Origin of the sequence: Allobacillus sp. SKP2-8, assembly GCF_007559355.1 — a bacterium.
In the GTDB taxonomy this organism is placed as follows: Bacteria; Bacillota; Bacilli; order Bacillales; family Alkalibacillaceae; genus Allobacillus; species Allobacillus halotolerans.
This window is the reverse complement of the sequence record NZ_VMHF01000009.1, coordinates 43,808-62,555: the sequence shown is the minus strand read 5'-3', so window position 1 is coordinate 62,555 and position 18,748 is coordinate 43,808. Positions and strand designations below refer to the sequence as shown.

Annotated in this window: 19 protein-coding genes and 1 other RNA gene; 18 read left to right on the top strand and 2 right to left on the bottom strand. The window is 42.0% G+C overall.

The window, feature by feature from the left end:
• The 12 genes from FPQ10_RS13210 to rnr all read left to right on the top strand — a co-directional run.
• Positions 1-189, top strand: a 189-nt coding sequence (locus tag FPQ10_RS13210; RefSeq protein ID WP_222103061.1) for a hypothetical protein, incomplete at its 5' end; no start/stop codon positions are given.
• A gap of 98 nt (positions 190-287) precedes the next feature.
• Positions 288-545 (top strand): glutaredoxin family protein, encoded by a 258-nt coding sequence (locus tag FPQ10_RS08600; RefSeq protein ID WP_144163017.1) that lies wholly within the window; start codon positions 288-290, stop codon positions 543-545.
• Positions 546-776: 231 nt separating this feature from the next.
• Positions 777-1,811 carry a sugar-binding transcriptional regulator gene (locus FPQ10_RS08595; protein WP_144163015.1) on the top strand — a complete coding sequence of 345 codons (1,035 nt, stop codon included), beginning with the start codon at positions 777-779 and terminating at the stop codon, positions 1,809-1,811.
• A gap of 26 nt (positions 1,812-1,837) precedes the next feature.
• On the top strand, positions 1,838-2,848 hold the full coding sequence (gene gap / locus FPQ10_RS08590; RefSeq protein ID WP_144163013.1) for a type I glyceraldehyde-3-phosphate dehydrogenase: 1,011 nt from the start codon (positions 1,838-1,840) through the stop codon (positions 2,846-2,848).
• A gap of 362 nt (positions 2,849-3,210) precedes the next feature.
• Positions 3,211-4,407, top strand: coding sequence for a phosphoglycerate kinase (locus tag FPQ10_RS08585; protein WP_144163011.1), 1,197 nt, complete (start codon positions 3,211-3,213; stop codon positions 4,405-4,407).
• Positions 4,407-5,171: a triose-phosphate isomerase gene (gene tpiA, locus FPQ10_RS08580; RefSeq protein WP_144163009.1), complete on the top strand. Its 765-nt coding sequence runs from the start codon at positions 4,407-4,409 to the stop codon at positions 5,169-5,171. The genes FPQ10_RS08585 and tpiA overlap by 1 nt, the downstream gene beginning before the upstream one ends.
• Complete coding sequence (gpmI, locus tag FPQ10_RS08575) at positions 5,161-6,696, top strand: 2,3-bisphosphoglycerate-independent phosphoglycerate mutase (RefSeq protein WP_144163007.1); 1,536 nt, start codon at positions 5,161-5,163, stop codon at positions 6,694-6,696. The genes tpiA and gpmI overlap by 11 nt, the downstream gene beginning before the upstream one ends.
• Positions 6,697-6,962: 266 nt before the next feature.
• A complete protein-coding gene (eno, locus tag FPQ10_RS08570) occupies positions 6,963-8,246 on the top strand; it encodes a phosphopyruvate hydratase (RefSeq protein ID WP_144163005.1) in 1,284 nt (427 codons plus the stop codon).
• Positions 8,247-9,170: 924 nt separating this feature from the next.
• Positions 9,171-10,424 carry a dicarboxylate/amino acid:cation symporter gene (locus tag FPQ10_RS08565; RefSeq protein ID WP_144163003.1) on the top strand — a complete coding sequence of 418 codons (1,254 nt, stop codon included), beginning with the start codon at positions 9,171-9,173 and terminating at the stop codon, positions 10,422-10,424.
• A 145-nt stretch (positions 10,425-10,569) separates the two neighbouring features.
• On the top strand, positions 10,570-10,803 hold the full coding sequence (gene secG / locus FPQ10_RS08560; RefSeq protein WP_144163001.1) for a preprotein translocase subunit SecG: 234 nt from the start codon (positions 10,570-10,572) through the stop codon (positions 10,801-10,803).
• Between the two features lie 180 nt (positions 10,804-10,983).
• Complete coding sequence (locus FPQ10_RS08555) at positions 10,984-11,730, top strand: alpha/beta hydrolase (protein ID WP_144162999.1); 747 nt, start codon at positions 10,984-10,986, stop codon at positions 11,728-11,730.
• Positions 11,731-11,749: 19 nt separating this feature from the next.
• The gene (gene rnr / locus FPQ10_RS08550) at positions 11,750-13,924 is read left to right on the top strand and encodes a ribonuclease R (protein ID WP_144162997.1); all 2,175 of its coding nucleotides are present in this window, start codon (positions 11,750-11,752) and stop codon (positions 13,922-13,924) included.
• 48 nt (positions 13,925-13,972) lie between these two features.
• Here rnr and FPQ10_RS08545 read toward each other — a convergent pair whose 3' ends face one another.
• Entirely contained in the window at positions 13,973-14,845 is an 873-nt protein-coding gene (locus tag FPQ10_RS08545) for a GNAT family N-acetyltransferase (protein ID WP_186278619.1), read from the bottom strand.
• A 181-nt stretch (positions 14,846-15,026) separates the two neighbouring features.
• On the opposite strand from FPQ10_RS08545, the gene FPQ10_RS08540 reads away from it, so the two are divergent.
• The 6 genes from FPQ10_RS08540 (at position 15,027) to FPQ10_RS08520 (ending at position 18,438) form a co-directional block, all read left to right on the top strand.
• Positions 15,027-15,365, top strand: coding sequence for a hypothetical protein (locus tag FPQ10_RS08540; RefSeq protein ID WP_144162993.1), 339 nt, complete (start codon positions 15,027-15,029; stop codon positions 15,363-15,365).
• 160 nt (positions 15,366-15,525) lie between these two features.
• On the top strand, positions 15,526-15,990 hold the full coding sequence (gene smpB, locus FPQ10_RS08535) for an SsrA-binding protein SmpB (RefSeq protein WP_144162991.1): 465 nt from the start codon (positions 15,526-15,528) through the stop codon (positions 15,988-15,990).
• Between the two features lie 98 nt (positions 15,991-16,088).
• Positions 16,089-16,448, top strand: a transfer-messenger RNA (tmRNA) gene (gene ssrA, locus FPQ10_RS08530).
• A 182-nt stretch (positions 16,449-16,630) separates the two neighbouring features.
• Complete coding sequence (locus tag FPQ10_RS08525; RefSeq protein ID WP_144162989.1) at positions 16,631-17,071, top strand: hypothetical protein; 441 nt, start codon at positions 16,631-16,633, stop codon at positions 17,069-17,071.
• Between the two features lie 20 nt (positions 17,072-17,091).
• Positions 17,092-17,223 carry a hypothetical protein gene (locus FPQ10_RS13340; RefSeq protein ID WP_255439831.1) on the top strand — a complete coding sequence of 44 codons (132 nt, stop codon included), beginning with the start codon at positions 17,092-17,094 and terminating at the stop codon, positions 17,221-17,223.
• Positions 17,224-17,451: 228 nt separating this feature from the next.
• Positions 17,452-18,438, top strand: coding sequence for a cation diffusion facilitator family transporter (locus tag FPQ10_RS08520; RefSeq protein WP_144162987.1), 987 nt, complete (start codon positions 17,452-17,454; stop codon positions 18,436-18,438).
• A gap of 33 nt (positions 18,439-18,471) precedes the next feature.
• Here the strand turns inward: FPQ10_RS08520 and FPQ10_RS08515 are convergent, their stop codons facing one another.
• A complete protein-coding gene (locus tag FPQ10_RS08515; RefSeq protein ID WP_144162985.1) occupies positions 18,472-18,744 on the bottom strand; it encodes a YqhV family protein in 273 nt (90 codons plus the stop codon).
• Positions 18,745-18,748: the final 4 nt, after the last annotated feature.

Genomic DNA, 18,748 nt, shown 5'->3' with positions numbered 1-18,748 from the left:
GATAAAGTTGTTCTAACTGTTGATAAAGCGCTTCTGACTGCTGATAAAGTTGTTCTAACTGTTGATAAATCAGCTCTAACTGCTGATAAACCCACGCCAACTGCTGATAAGCGCACTCCAACTGTCGATAACACCAAACTCCAACTACTCATCCACCAGCTCAAACAGCAAAAATCTCAAAAATCATAATTTCATCAAAAATACACATAGATAAGATTAATCCATTCACTTTTCGGGTAAATTTTCGATATAATGGGATTAAGAACTTCATTAAGGGGCAAAGTACCATGCGTAAAACGAAAATGGTTTATTTTTATACAAAGCACAACTGTAAATTATGTGAAGAAGCAAAACAGATGCTGCAGATTTTTCAATCGGAGTATAATTTCACGATTGTCGAACAGAATATTTATCAGGATGAGCGTCTGTTGGAAACTTATTTCCTGACGATTCCGGTCATTCGAGTCGATGATGAAGAATTGACCGCTGAGGATCTTTCATTTGTGACGGTTGAGAAGTTTTTGGCCAAAAATCTAAAAGGTTAGGGATTTCATTCATATAAAAGAAATTCCCGTGCCTTTTAGTTGTGGCCCTCATCTGTTTTTTGTATAATAGAATCAGGAAATATTTTTTTGCACTAAGCGGGACAAAATAAGACACACTACTGGTCTTTATATGACCACCAAGAGAGATAGTTAGTTAAACTCACTTTGCAATTACATTTAATTGACCCGCTCCCGCAATCAAAAAACTTGAAGCAAGGAGGTGATGAGTGAATGAAAAGCTTATATCAATTTCAACAAATCCTCATTCCGGAATTAATGAATAAAATGGATGAGCGTTACCGAATATTAAAGGGAATTGCGATGCTCGAGCCAGTCGGTAGAAGATCACTTGCTGACTATTTGAAAGAAACCGAGCGGCATATCCGCAGTGAGACAGAATTTCTCGATCGCCAAGGATTAATTGAAGTGACAAATAAGGGAATGCTGATCACTTCAGCCGGTCAAGAGATTGTGGAAAGTTATTATCGGATGGTGAAAGAAAGTACCGATCTGACGACACTTGAACATCAACTGAAGAGCCGCTTAGGTTTGAACCAAATTAAAATCGTTCCCGGAGATGCAGACTCCTCCCCTGAAACAAAACAGTTACTCGGGAAGGAAGCAGCCATCATTTTTCATGAACAAATTAAGGATCAGTCAATCGTTGATGTGACTGGGGGCTCGACAATGGCAATGGTCGCAAATTATATGAAACCCCTTGAAAAGAAGCGTCCATTATTTATCCCTGCGCGAGGTGGTCTTGGTGATTTGCATGAATACCAAGCAAACTCCATTTGCGTCAAGATGGCACAAGAAACAAACGGAGACTATCGTTTGCTTCATGTGCCCGATGAAATGGGACCTGATCTGAAAGAAAAAATGTTGGAGCAACCAGGTGTAAAAGAAATTGTTTCGTTGATGGAGCAAGCCGATGTGCTGATCCATGGTGTGGGTGACGCCTTGGCGATGGCAGACCGAAGAAAAGCGAATGAAGCTACGAAAGAGAAATTAAAATCTTCAAAAGCAGTCGGTGAAGCGTTTGGTTATTACTTTGATAAAAATGGGAATGTTATTGATAGGGTAGATACAATAGGAATTTCCGCTGAATTAGTTAAAAATATTCCATCACTCATCACGGTCGCTGGCGGATCATCGAAAAAAGAAGCTGTTGCTGCTTTTTTACGGTGGATTCCTAGTGGGTGGCTCATTATAGATGAGGCAGTGGCCAGATATTTGATTGAACAACTGCAAGAAAATAAATCATAAATAAAGTTAATTCGGAGGTATGTCACATGGCAGTTAAAATTGGTATTAACGGGTTTGGAAGAATAGGACGTCGAATTTTCAGCGAAGCGTTTAAACATGACGAAGTAGAGGTTGTTGCGATTAACGATTTAACCGATGCAAACATGCTTGCACATTTACTCAAATACGATACCGTTCATGGAACATTAGAAGAAAAAGTTGAAGTAAATGGTAATAACTTAGTCATTGATGGCAAAGAATATCATGTCACTTCTGAACGTGACCCTGCTAATTTGAAATGGGGCGAATTCGGTGTCGATATCGTCATTGAGGCGACTGGAATTTTCCGTGATCGTGAAGGTGCGCAAAAACACTTGGATGCAGGTGCGAAACGCGTCATCATCTCTGCACCAGGTAAGGATGTCGACTTGACGGTTGCAATGGGTGTAAACGAAAACGAATATGACAAAGATGCGCACAAAATTGTTTCGAACGCATCTTGTACGACAAACTGCTTAGCACCGGTAACGAAAGTATTGGTTGATGAATTTGGATTGAAGCGCGGTATGATGACAACCGTTCACTCGTATACAAATGACCAACATGTTCTTGATTCGCCACACGGTGACTACCGTCGTGCACGCGCAGCAGCAGAAAACATTATTCCAACATCAACGGGTGCAGCTGAAGCTGTCGCAAAAGTACTGCCAGAAGTTGACGGGAAATTAACAGGTATGGCTGTTCGTGTTCCTTCACCAAACGTATCACTTGTTGACTTAGTTGCAGAATTGGATCAAGACGTTACGAAAGAACAAGTGAACGAAGCCATGAAAAAAGCATCTGAAGAAGGCGATTTGAAAGGTTATCTAGACTATACAGAATTACCACTCGTCTCTTCAGACTACAATGGCAACACATTTTCTTCAATCGTTGATGGAGATTCCACGATGGTGATGGACGGGAATATGGTCAAGGTCATTTCTTGGTACGATAACGAATCCGGTTACTCCCACCGTTGTATCGATTTAGCGATTCATATGGGTAAACAAGGCTTCTAAAGATTGAATAATTGTCTAACGATTTCTCGCTTCATTTTGCGATGAAAAATGGTAGACTAAAGGAGGAGCATTTCAGTGTTCCTCCTTTTCTTTTAGGCCTGTTAAAGTTTAATGTTGATTTTGGAGCAAAGATTTGTTGAATTGTGAGAAGCGAAGGTGGCGACTCCTGCGGGAATAGCACGAGACTCGAGACCCCGTAGGCCATGGGTTTGGGCCGAGGAGGCTCGAGCCGTGCCCGCGGAAAGCGTCCACCGAAGCTGAACACAATTACAACGAGAACTTTAACAAAGCCTTCTTTTAAAATTAGACATCACAGGGTAAACAATTACATAAGGAAACTCATTAGCTGGAGGTTTGTAAACATGCGAAAAAAAAATGTCAGAGATGTCGATGTAAAAGGCAAAAAAGTCTTTGTCCGTGTTGATTTCAACGTACCGATGCAAGATGGTGAAATCACGGACGATACCCGTATTAAATCTGCGTTAACAACAATTATGTACCTCATTCAAAAAGAAGCCAAAGTCATATTGGCAAGTCACCTTGGACGACCGGGCGGAGAAGTCGTCGAAGAGCTTCGCTTAGACGCTGTCGCACAATCACTTAGCAACTACTTACAACAACCCGTTTATAAACTGGATGACGTTTTTTCAGACGAAGTGAACGAAGCCGTCGAAAAAATGGAAAACCGCGACGTTTTATTATTGGAAAATGTTCGGTTTGAACCAGGTGAAAAACAAAATGATCCCGAACTTGCCAAACAGTTCGCATCCCTCGCTGATCTTTATGTCAATGATGCGTTTGGGACGGCTCACCGTGCACACGCTTCCACAGAAGGCATCGCACATCATTTGCCGGCTGTATCCGGATTTTTATTGGAAAAAGAGATTAACGTACTAGGCAATGCGCTCGAGGATCCTGATCGTCCATTTACCGCGATTATCGGTGGATCCAAAGTAAAAGATAAAATCGGTGTCATCGATAATTTATTGGAAAAAGTCGACCATTTACTCATTGGCGGTGGTCTTTCCTTCACATTCATCAAAGCGATGGGCCATGAAATTGGCGACTCGCTATTGGAAGAAGACAAAATCGATCTAGCTAAGCAGTTTATCGAGAAGGCGAAAGAGAAAGGTGTCTCGTTGCACTTGCCGAAAGACGTTGTCATGGCCAATAAATTCGCTGAAGATGCCGACAAAAAGATTGTTTCTGTTGAAGAAATGACAGCAGGCTGGCAAGGGCTTGATATTGGTCCTGAGACAGTGAAAGAATATGCTGATACCATCAAAAACTCTCAACTTATTCTATGGAATGGACCGATGGGTGTATTTGAAATGGATGCATTTGCTGATGGAACGAAAGGTGTTGCAGAAGCATTGGCAACAACAGACGGTTATACCATTATCGGTGGTGGCGACTCAGCTTCAGCCGTTGAGAAGTTCAACTATGCCGAAGAGATGAATCATATTTCTACAGGAGGCGGTGCTTCCTTAGAATTTATGGAAGGCAAAGTCCTACCAGGTGTACAAGCATTGGAAGATGAAGAAGGAGTGAACAAATAATGCGCAAACCAATTATTGCTGGAAACTGGAAAATGAATAAATTAGCGGCAGACGGTGCTCGTTTTGTCATGGCTCTTCGCGACGAAGTACCGGAAGGCTCAAAAGTGGACACAGTCATCTGTGCGTCGTTCATCCACTTGCCGTTTTTAACCGAAGCGGCTAGAGATACGCCAATTCGTATTGGTGCTCAAAATATGCACTATGAAAAAAGTGGGGCCTTTACAGGTGAAGTCAGCCCGGAAATGCTAGAAAATATTTTGGTCGATTATGTAATCTTAGGCCATTCGGAACGTCGTCAATTTTTCCACGAAGATGACGAACTCATCAATAAAAAAATGAAAGCAGCATTCGAAAATGATTTACTTCCGATCGTTTGTGTCGGCGAATCACTGGAACAACGTGAAAACAACGAAACGAACCAGTTTGTCCGTAATCAAGTGAAAGCAGCATTTGAAGGCATTCGAGAAGGGGACGCGAAAAAAGCAGTCGTTGCCTATGAACCGATCTGGGCGATTGGTACAGGAAAAACGGCATCCAGTGAAGATGCCAACGAAGTTTGCCAAACGATTCGTGAAACACTTCGTGAACTCTATTCCGACGCTGTTGCAGACGAAGTGCGAATTCAATATGGTGGAAGTGTGAAGCCAGAAAATATTGAAGAACTTCTTGCACAATCCGATATTGATGGCGCATTAGTCGGCGGAGCAAGTATGGAACAAGAATCATTTTTGAAATTGTTGGAGGCAGGAGCCAATGCAAAATAATCCACTCGCAGCTTTAATCATCTTAGATGGCTATGCATTAAGAGACGAAGAATTCGGAAACGCGGTGAAGCAAGCACATACACCGAACTTCGATCGTTATTGGAAGCAGTTTCCGACGACAACACTCAAGTCTTCCGGGGAAGCGGTTGGCTTACCGGAAGGGCAGATGGGAAACTCGGAAGTCGGCCATTTGAATATCGGTGCAGGTCGTGTCGTTTATCAAAATTTAACGCGCATTAATGTGTCGATCCGCGACGGTCGATTTTTCAGAAATGAAGCATTTTCAAATGCGATCGAACACGTTAAGAAACATCAAAGCTCCCTGCATATTTTTGGATTGCTTTCTGATGGTGGTGTTCATAGTCATATCGATCATATTTTTGCGTTATTGGATGTAGCAAAACAGCAAGAGGTCCAAAACGTTTATGTACATGCCTTTTTAGATGGTCGGGACGTCGGTCCAAAAACAGCGGTTGATTATTTAGCGCAGCTGAATGAAAAATTGAAAGACGTACCGAATGCGAGACTCGCAACGGTTACCGGGCGTTATTATGCGATGGACCGAGATCATCGATATGACCGCGTGGAAAAAGCGTATCGAGCCATCCGCTTTGGTGAAGGGAACGCAAGTGAGGATGCGATTGAAGCGGTCAAGGCCTCGTATGAAGAAGGCGTCTATGATGAATTCGTCAAACCGATTGTCATGTTAGATGATAACGGTGTGCCTTATTCACGCGTAGATAATGGAGACGCGATCATTTTTGCGAATTTCCGTCCAGATCGTGCAAACCAGCTGACCGATGTATTCATCCACAATCGATTCGAAGTGTTCGTCAATGACTATGAATTGCTGGATGACTTGCATATGGTCACAATGACGCGCTATGACAAAGACTTTCATGTCGGTGTCGCATTTCCTCCGAACCAACCAAAGGATACGATCGGTGAAGTTGTTGCACGTAACGGAATGACCCAGTTACGAATTGCTGAGACGGAAAAATTCCCCCATGTCACCTATTTTATGAATGGGGGTAGGCAGCAGGAATTCGAAGGAGAAAACCGGATATTAATCGATTCTCCGAAAGTTGCAACCTATGATTTGAAGCCTGAAATGAGTGCGTATGGCGTCACTGATGCGCTCATGGAGGTCTTGGCGGAAGAACCGCCGAATTTAATCATTTTGAACTTTGCCAACCCAGACATGGTCGGACATTCTGGAAAACTTGAACCGACGATTAAGGCAGTCGAGGTCGTCGATGAGTGTCTAGGTCGGATTGTCGACCGCATTATTGAGCTCGGTGGGCGTGCTGTTATTACAGCAGACCATGGGAATGCTGATCAAGTAATGAACGAAGACGGTAGTCCAATGACAGCCCATACGACATTCCCAGTACCAGTCATTGTGACCGATGAAGAACTATCTTTACACGATGGCGGTATTTTAGGAGATCTTTCACCAACACTACTGGAGTTGTTAGGAATCAAGCAACCAGGTGAAATGACAGGAACCAGTTTAATTAAATGACTTTTTTGGAGCATGAATGAAGCAGTAAGTTGTATTTTAGATGCGAAGGTGGCGACTCCAGCGGGTCAGCTAAGAACGGCCACGTCCTGTGGCCAACGCTGACACTAGCCCATCCAGGGCTTCGGAATAGCACAGATTGTGCCCGCGGTATAGAAGACACTGCGATTTATCGCAGATGTCGCCCTTATGCCCTTTGGGTAAAAGCGTCCACCGAAAGCGACCTACACTAATTAACAAATAAATAGAACATGAAGGAGCGAGTTTTCATGCCTTACATTATCGATGTTTATGGTAGAGAAGTATTGGATTCACGTGGTAATCCAACAATAGAAGTAGAAGTATTGACTGAGTCCGGTGGTTACGGCCGTGCACTAGTTCCAAGTGGTGCGTCAACCGGTGAGCATGAAGCAGTAGAATTACGAGACGGTGACAAAGACCGCTACCTTGGTAAAGGCGTTGAGCAAGCTGTTCAAAACGTCAATGAAGTCATCGCACCAGAAATCGTCGGATTCGATGTAACCGAACAAGTCGATATTGACCAAGTCATGATTGAGCTTGACGGAAGCGAAAACAAAGGAAAACTTGGCGCAAACGCAATTTTAGGTGTTTCAATGGCCGTAGCTCATGCAGCAGCAGACTACCTCGGCCAGCCGTTATACAAATATCTCGGCGGTTTCCAAGCGACAACCTTACCGACACCGATGATGAATATTTTAAATGGCGGTGAGCATGCGGACAATAACGTCGATATCCAAGAGTTTATGATCATGCCTGTCAGTGCTCCTACCTTTAAAGAAGCATTGCGTACAGGCACAGAAGTCTTTCATGCACTGAAGAAAGTCTTGAAAAATAAAGGCTATAATACAGCCGTTGGTGATGAAGGTGGATTCGCACCAAACTTAAAATCTAACGAAGAAGCGTTGGAAACAATCGTTGAAGCGGTCAAAGAAGCGGGTTATGAAATCGGTACAGATATTAAACTTGCGATGGACGTTGCCGCTTCTGAAATTTACAATGACGGCAAGTATGAATTAAAAGGTGAAGGCGTCACAAAAACAGCTGAGGAAATGGTTGATTGGTATGAAGAGTTAGTCAATAAATACCCAATCGTTTCGATCGAGGACGGCTTGGATGAAAACGACTGGGACGGCTTCAAATTACTAACTGAAAAAATTGGAGACCGTGTACAGCTTGTCGGAGATGACCTTTTCGTCACCAATACGAGGAAGCTTGCAGAAGGTATTGAAAAAGGAATCGCCAACTCTATTTTGATCAAAGTAAACCAAATCGGTACATTGACCGAAACATTCGAAGCAATCGAAATGGCGAAAAAAGCAGGCTATACAGCTGTCATCTCACACCGTTCAGGTGAAACAGAGGATGCGACGATCGCGGACATTTCTGTTGCGACAAACGCCGGTCAAATCAAAACGGGTGCTCCTTCCCGTACAGACCGTGTTGCGAAATACAATCAATTACTACGTATTGAGGACTATCTCGGCGCAACGGCATATTATGCTGGTGACTCAGCTTTTTATAATTTAAAATAAAGTGCGTCTGAGCAAACGATCTGTGGCTGGACAAATTTGTCCAAGCAAAAGATGAACAAGATGAAACCTTGATTGGTGAGTAAAGATACTCATTAATCAAGGTTTTTTTGTGTCTGGATCGTTTTTTAATGTGAGTTCTTAGAGCTTCAGTGTTAAATATGCTGTCTTCAGTGTTTAATCACGAGACTTCAGTGTTAATTTGCGGTTCTTCAGTGTTAATTTGTGAATCTTCAGGGTTAATTTGAAGATCTTCAGTGTTAATCTTCGAAGCTTCAGTGTTAATTTATGGATCTTCAGGGTTAAACCGCGATCCTACAATGTATATCCGCAAACCTTCAGTATACGCCCATCGTCATGATTATCCGCACCTTAGCGGAATATATTTCCGAGTCGGTTTTTCCACTACACTAAATTAGAATGTTAGTACCTGCCTCAACTTGAATGAATTTTTCACAGTCACTTTTTTATTGCTGGGAAAAATTTCTCTTTCATTATAGGAGAAGACACTGTAAAATATAACAGGTGTTATCGGAGGACCATCACGGATAACCTATACGTTCAGCAGGGTTCGACTCTTTTTTATCAATAGAGTCTCGGTAGGAAAGGAAGCAGTGGCAGGCTGAAAATCTACTGGGTTCGTCTATGTTGATACGTGCGATCTATTGTTTTAAGCCGGTTAATCGATCTGCGAGAGAGTACAATAAGCGGTGCAAAAAGCTGTTCGTTTTAACGTTACAAATAAACAGTCAAATGGTGATTCGGAAACATATATATCAGCGACGTAACGGTGTTTAGTTAGCGAGTTTGTTTTATTGAAAAAACTGTATTTTTCACTCGAATAAGAAATCGCTTTCACAAAAAATAATAATTAACTAAATTTTCACATAATTATTAATAACCTATTGTTAAGGAGGGAAATAAAAGGTGAAAAATCTAACGAAAAAGATTGTTATTGCATTATTTTTAGGTATTGCCATCGGTTTAGGCTTAAATATGTTTGCTCCTAGTGCGTTTGGACCGATTGATACGTATTTCTTTACTCCACTAGGAGAAATCTTTCTACGGTTGATTCAAATGTTAGTTGTACCAATTGTTTTCGTATCACTCGTCATCGGGACAGCTTCACTGGGTGATCCAAAAAAACTCGGTAGAATTGGCGGGAAAACAATACTTTTCTTCCTGACATCAACCGCAATTGCGATTACCATTGCTATGTCGTTAGCATTGCTCATCAAGCCTGGTGAGAAAGGATTAATCGATACAACGGGGGTTGAGTATGAGCCGAGCGAAGCACCATCCGTCGTCGATACGTTGCTGAATATTATCCCAACAAACCCAATCGCAGCTATGGTAAATGGGGAAATGCTTCAAATTATCTTCTTTGCGGTTCTGTTAGGCGTTGGGTTAGCAACGTTGAATAAGAAAACCGACCTTATTAAAAAGTTTTTAGATCAAGCATTCGATTTAGTGATGTACGTTGTCAATATTGTCATGTACACAGCTCCATTCGGTGCCTTTGGTCTGATCGCTTCAGCCGTCGGAGGTGCAGGATGGGATGCTATTAAATCATTAGCTGCATACTTCCTCGTCGTCCTTGCTTCTCTCTTGATTCATCTTGTCGTAACTTACGGTTCCGTCGTGAAGTTTATGGCGAAGAAAAGCCCGATTTGGTTCATTAAAAACTTCGCACCTGCCATGAGTGTGGCATTTGGTACTGCGAGTAGTGGAGCGACACTACCGGTATCGATGACGACAGCTCAGAAGCGACTTGGGGTAAAAGAGCCTGTCAGTAGTTTCGTTCAACCACTTGGAGCGACGATTAATATGGATGGTACTGCAATCATGCAAGGGGTCGCGACCGTCTTTATCGCACAAGTATATGCAGAGAGCTTAACGCTTACACAGCTACTGACCGTGCTATTAATTGCCGTTCTCGCGTCCATTGGTACTGCTGCTGTTCCTGGCGTAGGATTGATCATGCTAGCGATGGTTCTCCAACAAGTTGGTCTTCCGGTCGAAGCAATTGGGTTGATTCTCGGGGTCGACCGTTTGCTTGATATGGCGCGAACAGCTGTCAATATCACGGGTGATGCAGCCTGCGCATTATACATTTCGGAAACGGAACCCGATATCGAAGAAGAAACCCACGAACAAGAAGAGTCACCTGCCACAACTTAATAAGCCTTGCTTATAGCCTGAGCGCTTCATATGAGCGTTCAGGCTTTTTCTTTAGTCATAAGCCAATAAAGGGTATTGCAAAATTCAGCTTGTTTATGTAAAATTATTTATATGGATTTGTGTGCAAGCATAGGAGGTCAAAGACATGTACGGTTTCTTAGTGACATTGCTTTTCATTAATACACTCGGTTTGATCATCACCATTCTACTTCAGTCAGGAAAAAGCGCTGGATTATCTGGAGTAATCACTGGCGGTGCTGAACAGTTATTCGGGAAGCAAAAAGCACGTGGTTTAGAAGGCGTTCTACACCGTGTGACAGTTGTGTTAGGGATTACTTTCATGATCATCACGTTCTTGTTAGGCTATATTGTATCTTAATAAATGACGGCAAAACAGTGAGTGAGAAGCTTGCTGTTTTTTTATGAACTAAAAACATTCACCACGAATTAACCTCACTGAAAGAATCACTCACCATTCAAAATACTCACCCATGATTAATTCAATGACAACTCGGGAATCTTAAGATTAGGTATGTCCTGAATAAGGAGGAAATAAACGATGCAGATCAAGAAACCAGAACCATTTACATTCGAAGCAGGAGATCGAGCAGTTTTACTATTACATGGATTTACGGGACATTCAGCAGATGTGCGGATGCTGGGACGTTTTTTAGAGAAAAAAGGTTATACAACACATGCACCAATTTATGAAGGACATGGTGTTGAGCCAGAGGAGTTAGTTGGTACGACAGCCGATCAATGGTGGCAGGATGCCCTTGATGGATACAATCATCTAAAGGAATTAGGTTACGACGAAATCGCTGTAGCGGGCTTGTCACTTGGCGGTGTATTATCCTTGAAGCTTGCGTATCAGAAGCCGTTAAAAGCAGCAATACCTATTTGTACACCGGTATTCTTCGACAATATTAAAGAACTTTCCGGTGGATTTAAGCAATTTGCAAAACAATACAAGCAACTACAACAAAAAAATGAAGAACAGATCGACGAAGAAATTGATCGGTTATTCGAACAATCCGATGAAACATTTGACTCGTTGAGTAAGTTAATTGAAGAGGTTCACGACCATATCGATGAAATTTATGCGCCAACACTTGTGCTGCAAGCTGAAGATGATGAATTAATCAACACGGACAGCGCAAATTATATATATGAACATGTACAAGCGGATGAAAAAGACATCAAGTGGTATGAGGGAGCCCCCCATGTGATCACGTTAAGTGACTATAAAGACCAGGTACATGAGGATGTTTATGCGTTTTTAGAGAAGTTAGATTGGAAATCATAAGGTAAAGAGGTGAATGTAGATGAGTGAGTTAAAAAAAGACCTTCTGAATTACTTTCAAGAGGAAGCCACACACCCGCTGTCTATCGAAGAAGTTCAAGAGATTTTTTCGGCTGAATCGAGCGAAGAGTTGATGGAGTTAATGAAGCGCTTAAATGAGTTGGAAGAAGAAGGCGAACTTGTCCGTACGCGGAAAAACCGGTATGGATTAGCGGAAAGAATGAATCTTGTCCGCGGAACGATTCAAATGCATGCGAAGGGATTTGCTTTTCTGATTCCAGACGATGAGGACAAAGACGATGTTTACATCAATAGCCACGATTTGATGTCGGCAATGAACGGTGATCTTGTACTCGTTCGGGTAAATGTCGATTCAATCGAAGGAAATCGTCCAGAAGGTGTCGTTCTACGAATTTTAGAGCGAAACAATGATAAGGTGATCGGTACGTATCAAGATAATGGGCGATTTGGTTTTGTGATTGCCGATGATAAACGTATTCCGAATGATATTTTTATCCAAGAAGGAAACAACAACGGAGCTGCCGATGGACATAAAGTCATCGTCAAAATAACGGAGTTTCCAAAAGATAAAAAGAGTGCAGAAGGAGAAGTTGTTGAGATTCTCGGTCATGTGAACGACCCAGGAATCGACATCCTATCCATCATTTATAAGCATGGCATCAAGGCTGAATTCGATGCTGAAACGTTAGAGCATGCCAATGAAGTTCCGGAAACAATTGATGAATCCGATATCGAAGGACGCCGAGATTTGCGCAATGAGCAGATTGTCACCATTGATGGCGCAAACGCGAAAGACTTGGATGATGCGATCCGGGTTGAAAAGCTGGACAACGGGAATTTCCTGTTAGGCGTCTATATCGCCGACGTCTCTTATTATGTGACAGAAGGCTCTCCAATCGACCGGGAAGCTTTTGAGCGCGGGACAAGCTCTTACTTGACGGACCGTGTCATTCCGATGATTCCCCACCGCCTGTCCAACGGAATCTGTTCCTTAAATCCGCAGGTCGACCGGTTGACTTTAGGTTGTGAAATGGAAATCGATCAAAAAGGCCAAGTCGTGAAGCACGAAATTTTTGAAGCGGTCATCAAAACGACGGAACGAATGACGTATTCAGCTGTGAATTCGATTCTAGATCGTGAAGAGCCAACGATGCGTGAAAAATATGAAAGTCTAGTTCCGATGTTTGAAGCGATGGAAGAGCTTGCTCAAATTTTACGCAAGAAGCGGATGAACCGTGGAGCAATTGACTTTGATTTCAAGGAAGCTGGAATTGTCGTTGATGATGAAGGTCATCCATTGGATATTAAAATATTGGAACGCGGTGAAGCGGAGCGATTAATCGAAGAGTTTATGTTGGCTGCGAATGAAACAATTGCCGAGCATTTTCATTGGATGGACGTACCGTTTATCCACCGAATTCACGAAGATCCTGAAGCATCGAAATTGCAGCGATTTTTCGACTTCATCGGAAACTTAGGTTACGTCGTTAAAGGAACGAGTGATGATGTCCATCCGAAAGCTCTTCAGCAAGTGTTAGAAGAGATTGAAGGAAGCAAAGAGGATATGGTCGTCAATAAACTCATGTTGCGTTCAATGCAACAAGCGAAATATTCACCAGAGTCGGTCGGTCACTTCGGACTGGCAACAGAGTTTTATACGCATTTTACTTCGCCAATCCGACGGTATCCAGATTTGATTGTCCACCGTTTGATTCGAACGTATTTGATTCATGGTGATTTAAGCGATCAAACGATTGACGAATGGAAAGAAAAACTTCCTGATATCGCACGACATACATCTGCAGCGGAAAGAAGAGCTGTCGATGCGGAACGCGAAACGAATGACCTGAAGAAAGCAGAATATATGACCGATAAAATCGGTGAAGAATTTGACGGTCTTGTGAGCTCCTTGACGAACTTTGGATTGTTCGTGGAATTGCCAAATACAGTTGAAGGTCTTGTGCATATTAGTTATCTAACAGATGATTACTATCACTATGACGACCGTCATCAAGCAATGATCGGTGAGCGAACGGGTAAAATCTTCCGGATCGGAGACGAAGTTCGCGTACGTGTGATTGGCACCAACATCGATGAACGTGCTGTTGACTTTGAAATCGTTGGTATGGACAAACCAAAGCCAAAGGGAAAAAGAAGCGCACGGAAAGTCAAATAAACTAAAAAAACTATCCTTTCGTCTTCTGACGTTAGGATAGTTTTTCGGTTATCGATCGAACCATTTCCCGTGCAGTACCCACGGATCTTGAAAAGTAAAAGCGTCCTCATCTGGCACTTCTGCTCGCTGATTGTCTGTTAAATCGAAGCGGATGTAGATGTCTTCTTCACTTTGTTGAGCAAGTCGATGTTTCGCATGGGAAATGGTTTTCAATAATCCCGGCTGCTCCCACAAATCTTCCCATAAATAAATGGTCTGTGCATATTTATATTTTTTTTGGTCATCTTTTACGATAACGAAACTATCTTCCGCTTCATTTTTAAACATCATCCAATCCTTGATGATTTCATCTTTAAATAACGTCGGACTTGCTGGAAAAGGATAATAGCTTTCATAAGGAAATATTGTTTTTGGATCTTTGGATAGTGGATTCAACCAACGTTTTTTCTCATCGAGTTCAGATATTTCTTTCCACAAAGGACCCGTTTCAGTATCCAGTTTTTTATCATCAACGACGGTCGAAGCGTGCAGGTCAATCAATTGAGGTAACCCTAATTTATTCAACACCTTCATTCCTGAATAATTATGACGTTGGGTATTACCGCCAACCCAATTGACTCCATCTAACTTTTCGATTTCTTGAATGACGCGTTCCAACAATTTTGTTGCCAAACCTTCGCCACGATATCGGACATCCGTCCGCAACCTCCCGAGCATCGAGTATTGATCGGCAAAAATGGTAAAGCCACCAACCGATGCAAGTTGATCACCCACAAACAGCCCATAAACCATATGTTCTTTATGTTCAATTAAGCGATCAAAAATACGAACGACATAATCGTCTTCAATTCCCGTTTCCATTTGCTCAAGCTTTTCCCGATCAACTAAACTAAGTTGTCTAAAATGTATGGTATCAATCACTTGCTGCAACCTCCTATTTCGGCGAACATCACAGTTATTTCCACCCATATCTTGACACAAACTTCCTTTGATTGTCTATTAAATAATTTGTGGTTGTCGTTGAGTTTGTTTTGGCGACTAGAGAGATTGATTGGGCGGCTCCACCCATCTTGTCGAGCGGTTGTAGTGCTTCGTCGAGTGGTTGGAGCTGTTTGTCGAGCGGCTGGAACTGTTTGTCAGGCGGTTGGAGCGTTTCGTCGAGCGGTTGGCACGCTTTGTCGAGCGGTTGGCACGCTTTGTCGAGCGGTTGGCACGCTTTGTCGAGCGGTTGGAGCGTTTCGTCGAGCGGTTGAAGCGCTTCGTCGAGCGGTTGGAACTGTTCGTTGAGCGGTTGGCACGCTTTGTCGAGCGGTTGAAGCGCTTCGTCGAGCGGTTAGAGCGCTTCGTCGAGTGGTTGGAGCGTTTTATCGAGCGGCTAGACGCGCTGGTCGAGCGGCTCGATCGAATTTATGGGTGGCTTGCACATATATCGGGCGTCTAGGCGCTATACTCAAACGAGCAAGTCACAGCCATATGTTTGAACAGTCAGCCCACTTCGTTCTCACACCTTATTGCCTTTGTATACAATGAAGAAATAGTTACAGTTTAAAAGATACACTTCATTTGGTAAAATAACGTTATGCAGTAGAGGAGGAAGGAAAATGGCTAAAAAAGATTCAAATGCCATTGCAACCAATCGGAAAGCCCGTCATGATTTCTTTATAGAAGAAACATACGAAGCTGGATTAGTTTTGCAAGGAACCGAAATCAAGTCCATTCGAGCTGGTCGGGTCAACTTGAAAGATGCCTTCGCAAGGGTATCTAATGGTGAAGTGTATGTTCATAACATGCATATTTCAACTTACGAACAAGGCAATCGATATAACCATGAACCAACCCGTTCTAGAAAGCTGTTACTTCATAGAAGCGAAATCAACAAGCTGATCGGACAGACACAAATGAAAGGGTACTCACTTGTGCCACTAAAGATATACATCAAGAACGGAGTTGCTAAATTACTGATTGGTCTCGGTAAAGGTAAGAAGAAGTACGATAAACGTGAGGACCTGAAACAAAAAGCGGCAAAACGCGATGTCGAGCGTGCGATGAAGGAACGCTTCCAGTAAGCTTCCCTATGTAAGCAACATCTTTTCATTTCCGTGGAAATATGCTATAATATTAATTGTAAGACAAAACATTCATCACAAAATGTTTCCCTTTTTACGGGGACGTTTTGGATTCGACAGGGATAGGTCGAGCTTGAGTTGCAAGCCGAGGCGACGGCTCGTAAAACGTCACTCAGTTAATAATAACTGGCAAACAAAACGATTTCGCTGTAGCTGCGTAAGCAGTTCTACAGGATCCTTCCTGCTATCGCCCGTGTAGCAGATAGAAGGGTCTCAAATGAAGCGGGCTACGCTGAAATCCACCGTCTGAGGATTTCAGAAGAGACTAATCAGACTAGCCACTCGGAAGCCTGTTAGTGGGCCGAAGAGCTGGCGAATGACGAATACGCTAACTAAGCTTGTAGAAGCTTGAGTGCCGATATCTCTGGACGCGGGTTCGAGTCCCGCCGTCTCCATACATCAATACGACGAATAATAAACGTCACATTTCTTGTACATCAAGAGTTGTGGCGTTTTTTATTTTGCTACAGATTTTTTGAAGTAAGTATCAGTAAGTGTGCGTAAATGTTCTGAATAATTGATATATTTATGTTATAATTGTATATTAGCCAACAAACGAACCGTTATAGGGGAGAGCAAAATGAAATTAAAATCAAGTAAGTTCATTTTTATAACAATCTTATTGATCCTTAATTTAGGATATATCTCAATAGAGATTTACAAATCAATTCTAAGCAAACCTTTAGGACCGACCATCACTCAATCAGAGTTTTCCAGAATAAGTACATTATCCGATTTTGCCTATCTGTTCGAAGTTGCTTTTATCCTTGTTTCACTTACATGGATTTTATTAATGTTCATCAAAAGAAACCGGACTCATTTCATACAACACGCTGGTATTCATGCATCATTACTAATATCCTTATTTGTTATTAATTACATTTTAAGTTGGTCCTTTAATGCGCCTGTTGGAAATCTAACGCAATTGTTGTATGGTCCATTTGTATTTGTGATTGGTGCAATGATTTATTTTGTGCTTACTGAATTACTCTTTAAGAAAATTCGCTATAAAAAAGTATAACCCATTAACTGGGGACGCAATTGCTACGGAAGCAATTGCGTTTTTTGTATTTTAAGCTAAACATTCAAAAAAGCGTGCTAACCGTTCAAAAGGTCATTGTCACCGTTCAAACAACTGAGCTAACTGTTCAAAAAGAGGCTGTTACCGTTTAAAAGCTCGTACTAACCGTTCAAAACGTCGTGCCGACCGTTCAAAAAATCGCGCTAACCGTTCAAAAAATCCCAACAGCCGCAAAAAAAATCACTTAAACCACTTAATAAAGCATACCAACCGCTTAATCACACACTCATCCATGAATTTTCCGCTTCCTAATTTTCCATACATGGATAAAAACACACGAAATCGGGTAATTTCTAAAGTAGTAGGAAGGGAAGGAGAAGATGCGGATGATTAAATTATTGAAACGAGGAAACCGTTCTTCTGGTTTGTCTGCTTTAGGTAATGTTGCAATTGCCATTATTAAAGGAATTGCAGCATTGATCAGTGGTAGTGGCGCGATGTTTGCGACGATGATCCACTCCATCGCAGATTCGCTCAACCAGGGAATGGTTTTCTTCGGAAGTGCTTTAGCTGAAAAGAAGCCAACGAAACGTTTCCCGACTGGTTATGGAAGAGTCGTGAATTTATTCGTCTTATTAGCGGTTATCGTCGTATCGATTATGGCTTACGAAACAATTTTAAATGGATGGCATATTATTCAAGATCCTGAACCTTCATCCAATTTGTGGTTAATGGTTATTGTCATGGTCATTTCAATTGCGATTGATGGTGGTGTATTATTGAAAGTCATGAAAGAAGTCGTGCATGAAGCGCGTGCCGAAAAAGACGGGAACTTTATTGTCGAATCGTTTAAAAATATTAAGTATGCCCAACCACCGACACGGTTGGTGTTTTACGAAGATAATGTAGCTACAGTTGGTGGTACGGTGGCTTTGATTGCGATCATCATTTCACATATAACCGGCAATTATGTGTATGATGGAATCGGAACAATGATCATTGGTATTTTATTGATCGGGATTGCCATTAAAATCGGTTACGACAATACGATTGGGCTAATCGGTGTTGCTGCGCCGAAGAAGATTGAGACAGGTGTAGCGCAGATTATCTTAAATGATCCAAAAGACGTCGATATCCAAAAGATGCGCATTCTTCAAGAGGGCGGAGACTATCATGTGGAAGCTTATCTTGAATTGGAAAAAGGTATGACTCTTGCGGACGCGGATGATGTTAAATTCCGTGTAGCCGATCAAATTCTTGAACAATCATATATTGACGATGTTTTTCTCGGGATCATCGAGTCAGATGATCAACAGACATGGACAGACATTAGTCTTGATCAAAATGAAAATGAAGATAAAAAATAAAAAAACGGTTAACGATGTTTCAGTCGTTAACCGTTATTTTATTTTGAGGCTCGTGATAATTAATAAGATGCCTCCAATTAGGCAAACAGCTTTTAATAATGAAATTTTCCCTGCAAGTCCATACAGTCCAATGAGTGTGGTTGAAAGTAACATCGTTGGACCGACCAATGCTAATAAAGAATTGATCACTAACGCTTTGGACAAATCATTGAATTTAAACATCATGAATGCAGCGGTGATTTCAATTCCACCTGAGATGATTCGTAAAAAGATGATGGATAATAATGTTCGTTCCATGACCTGCATAATA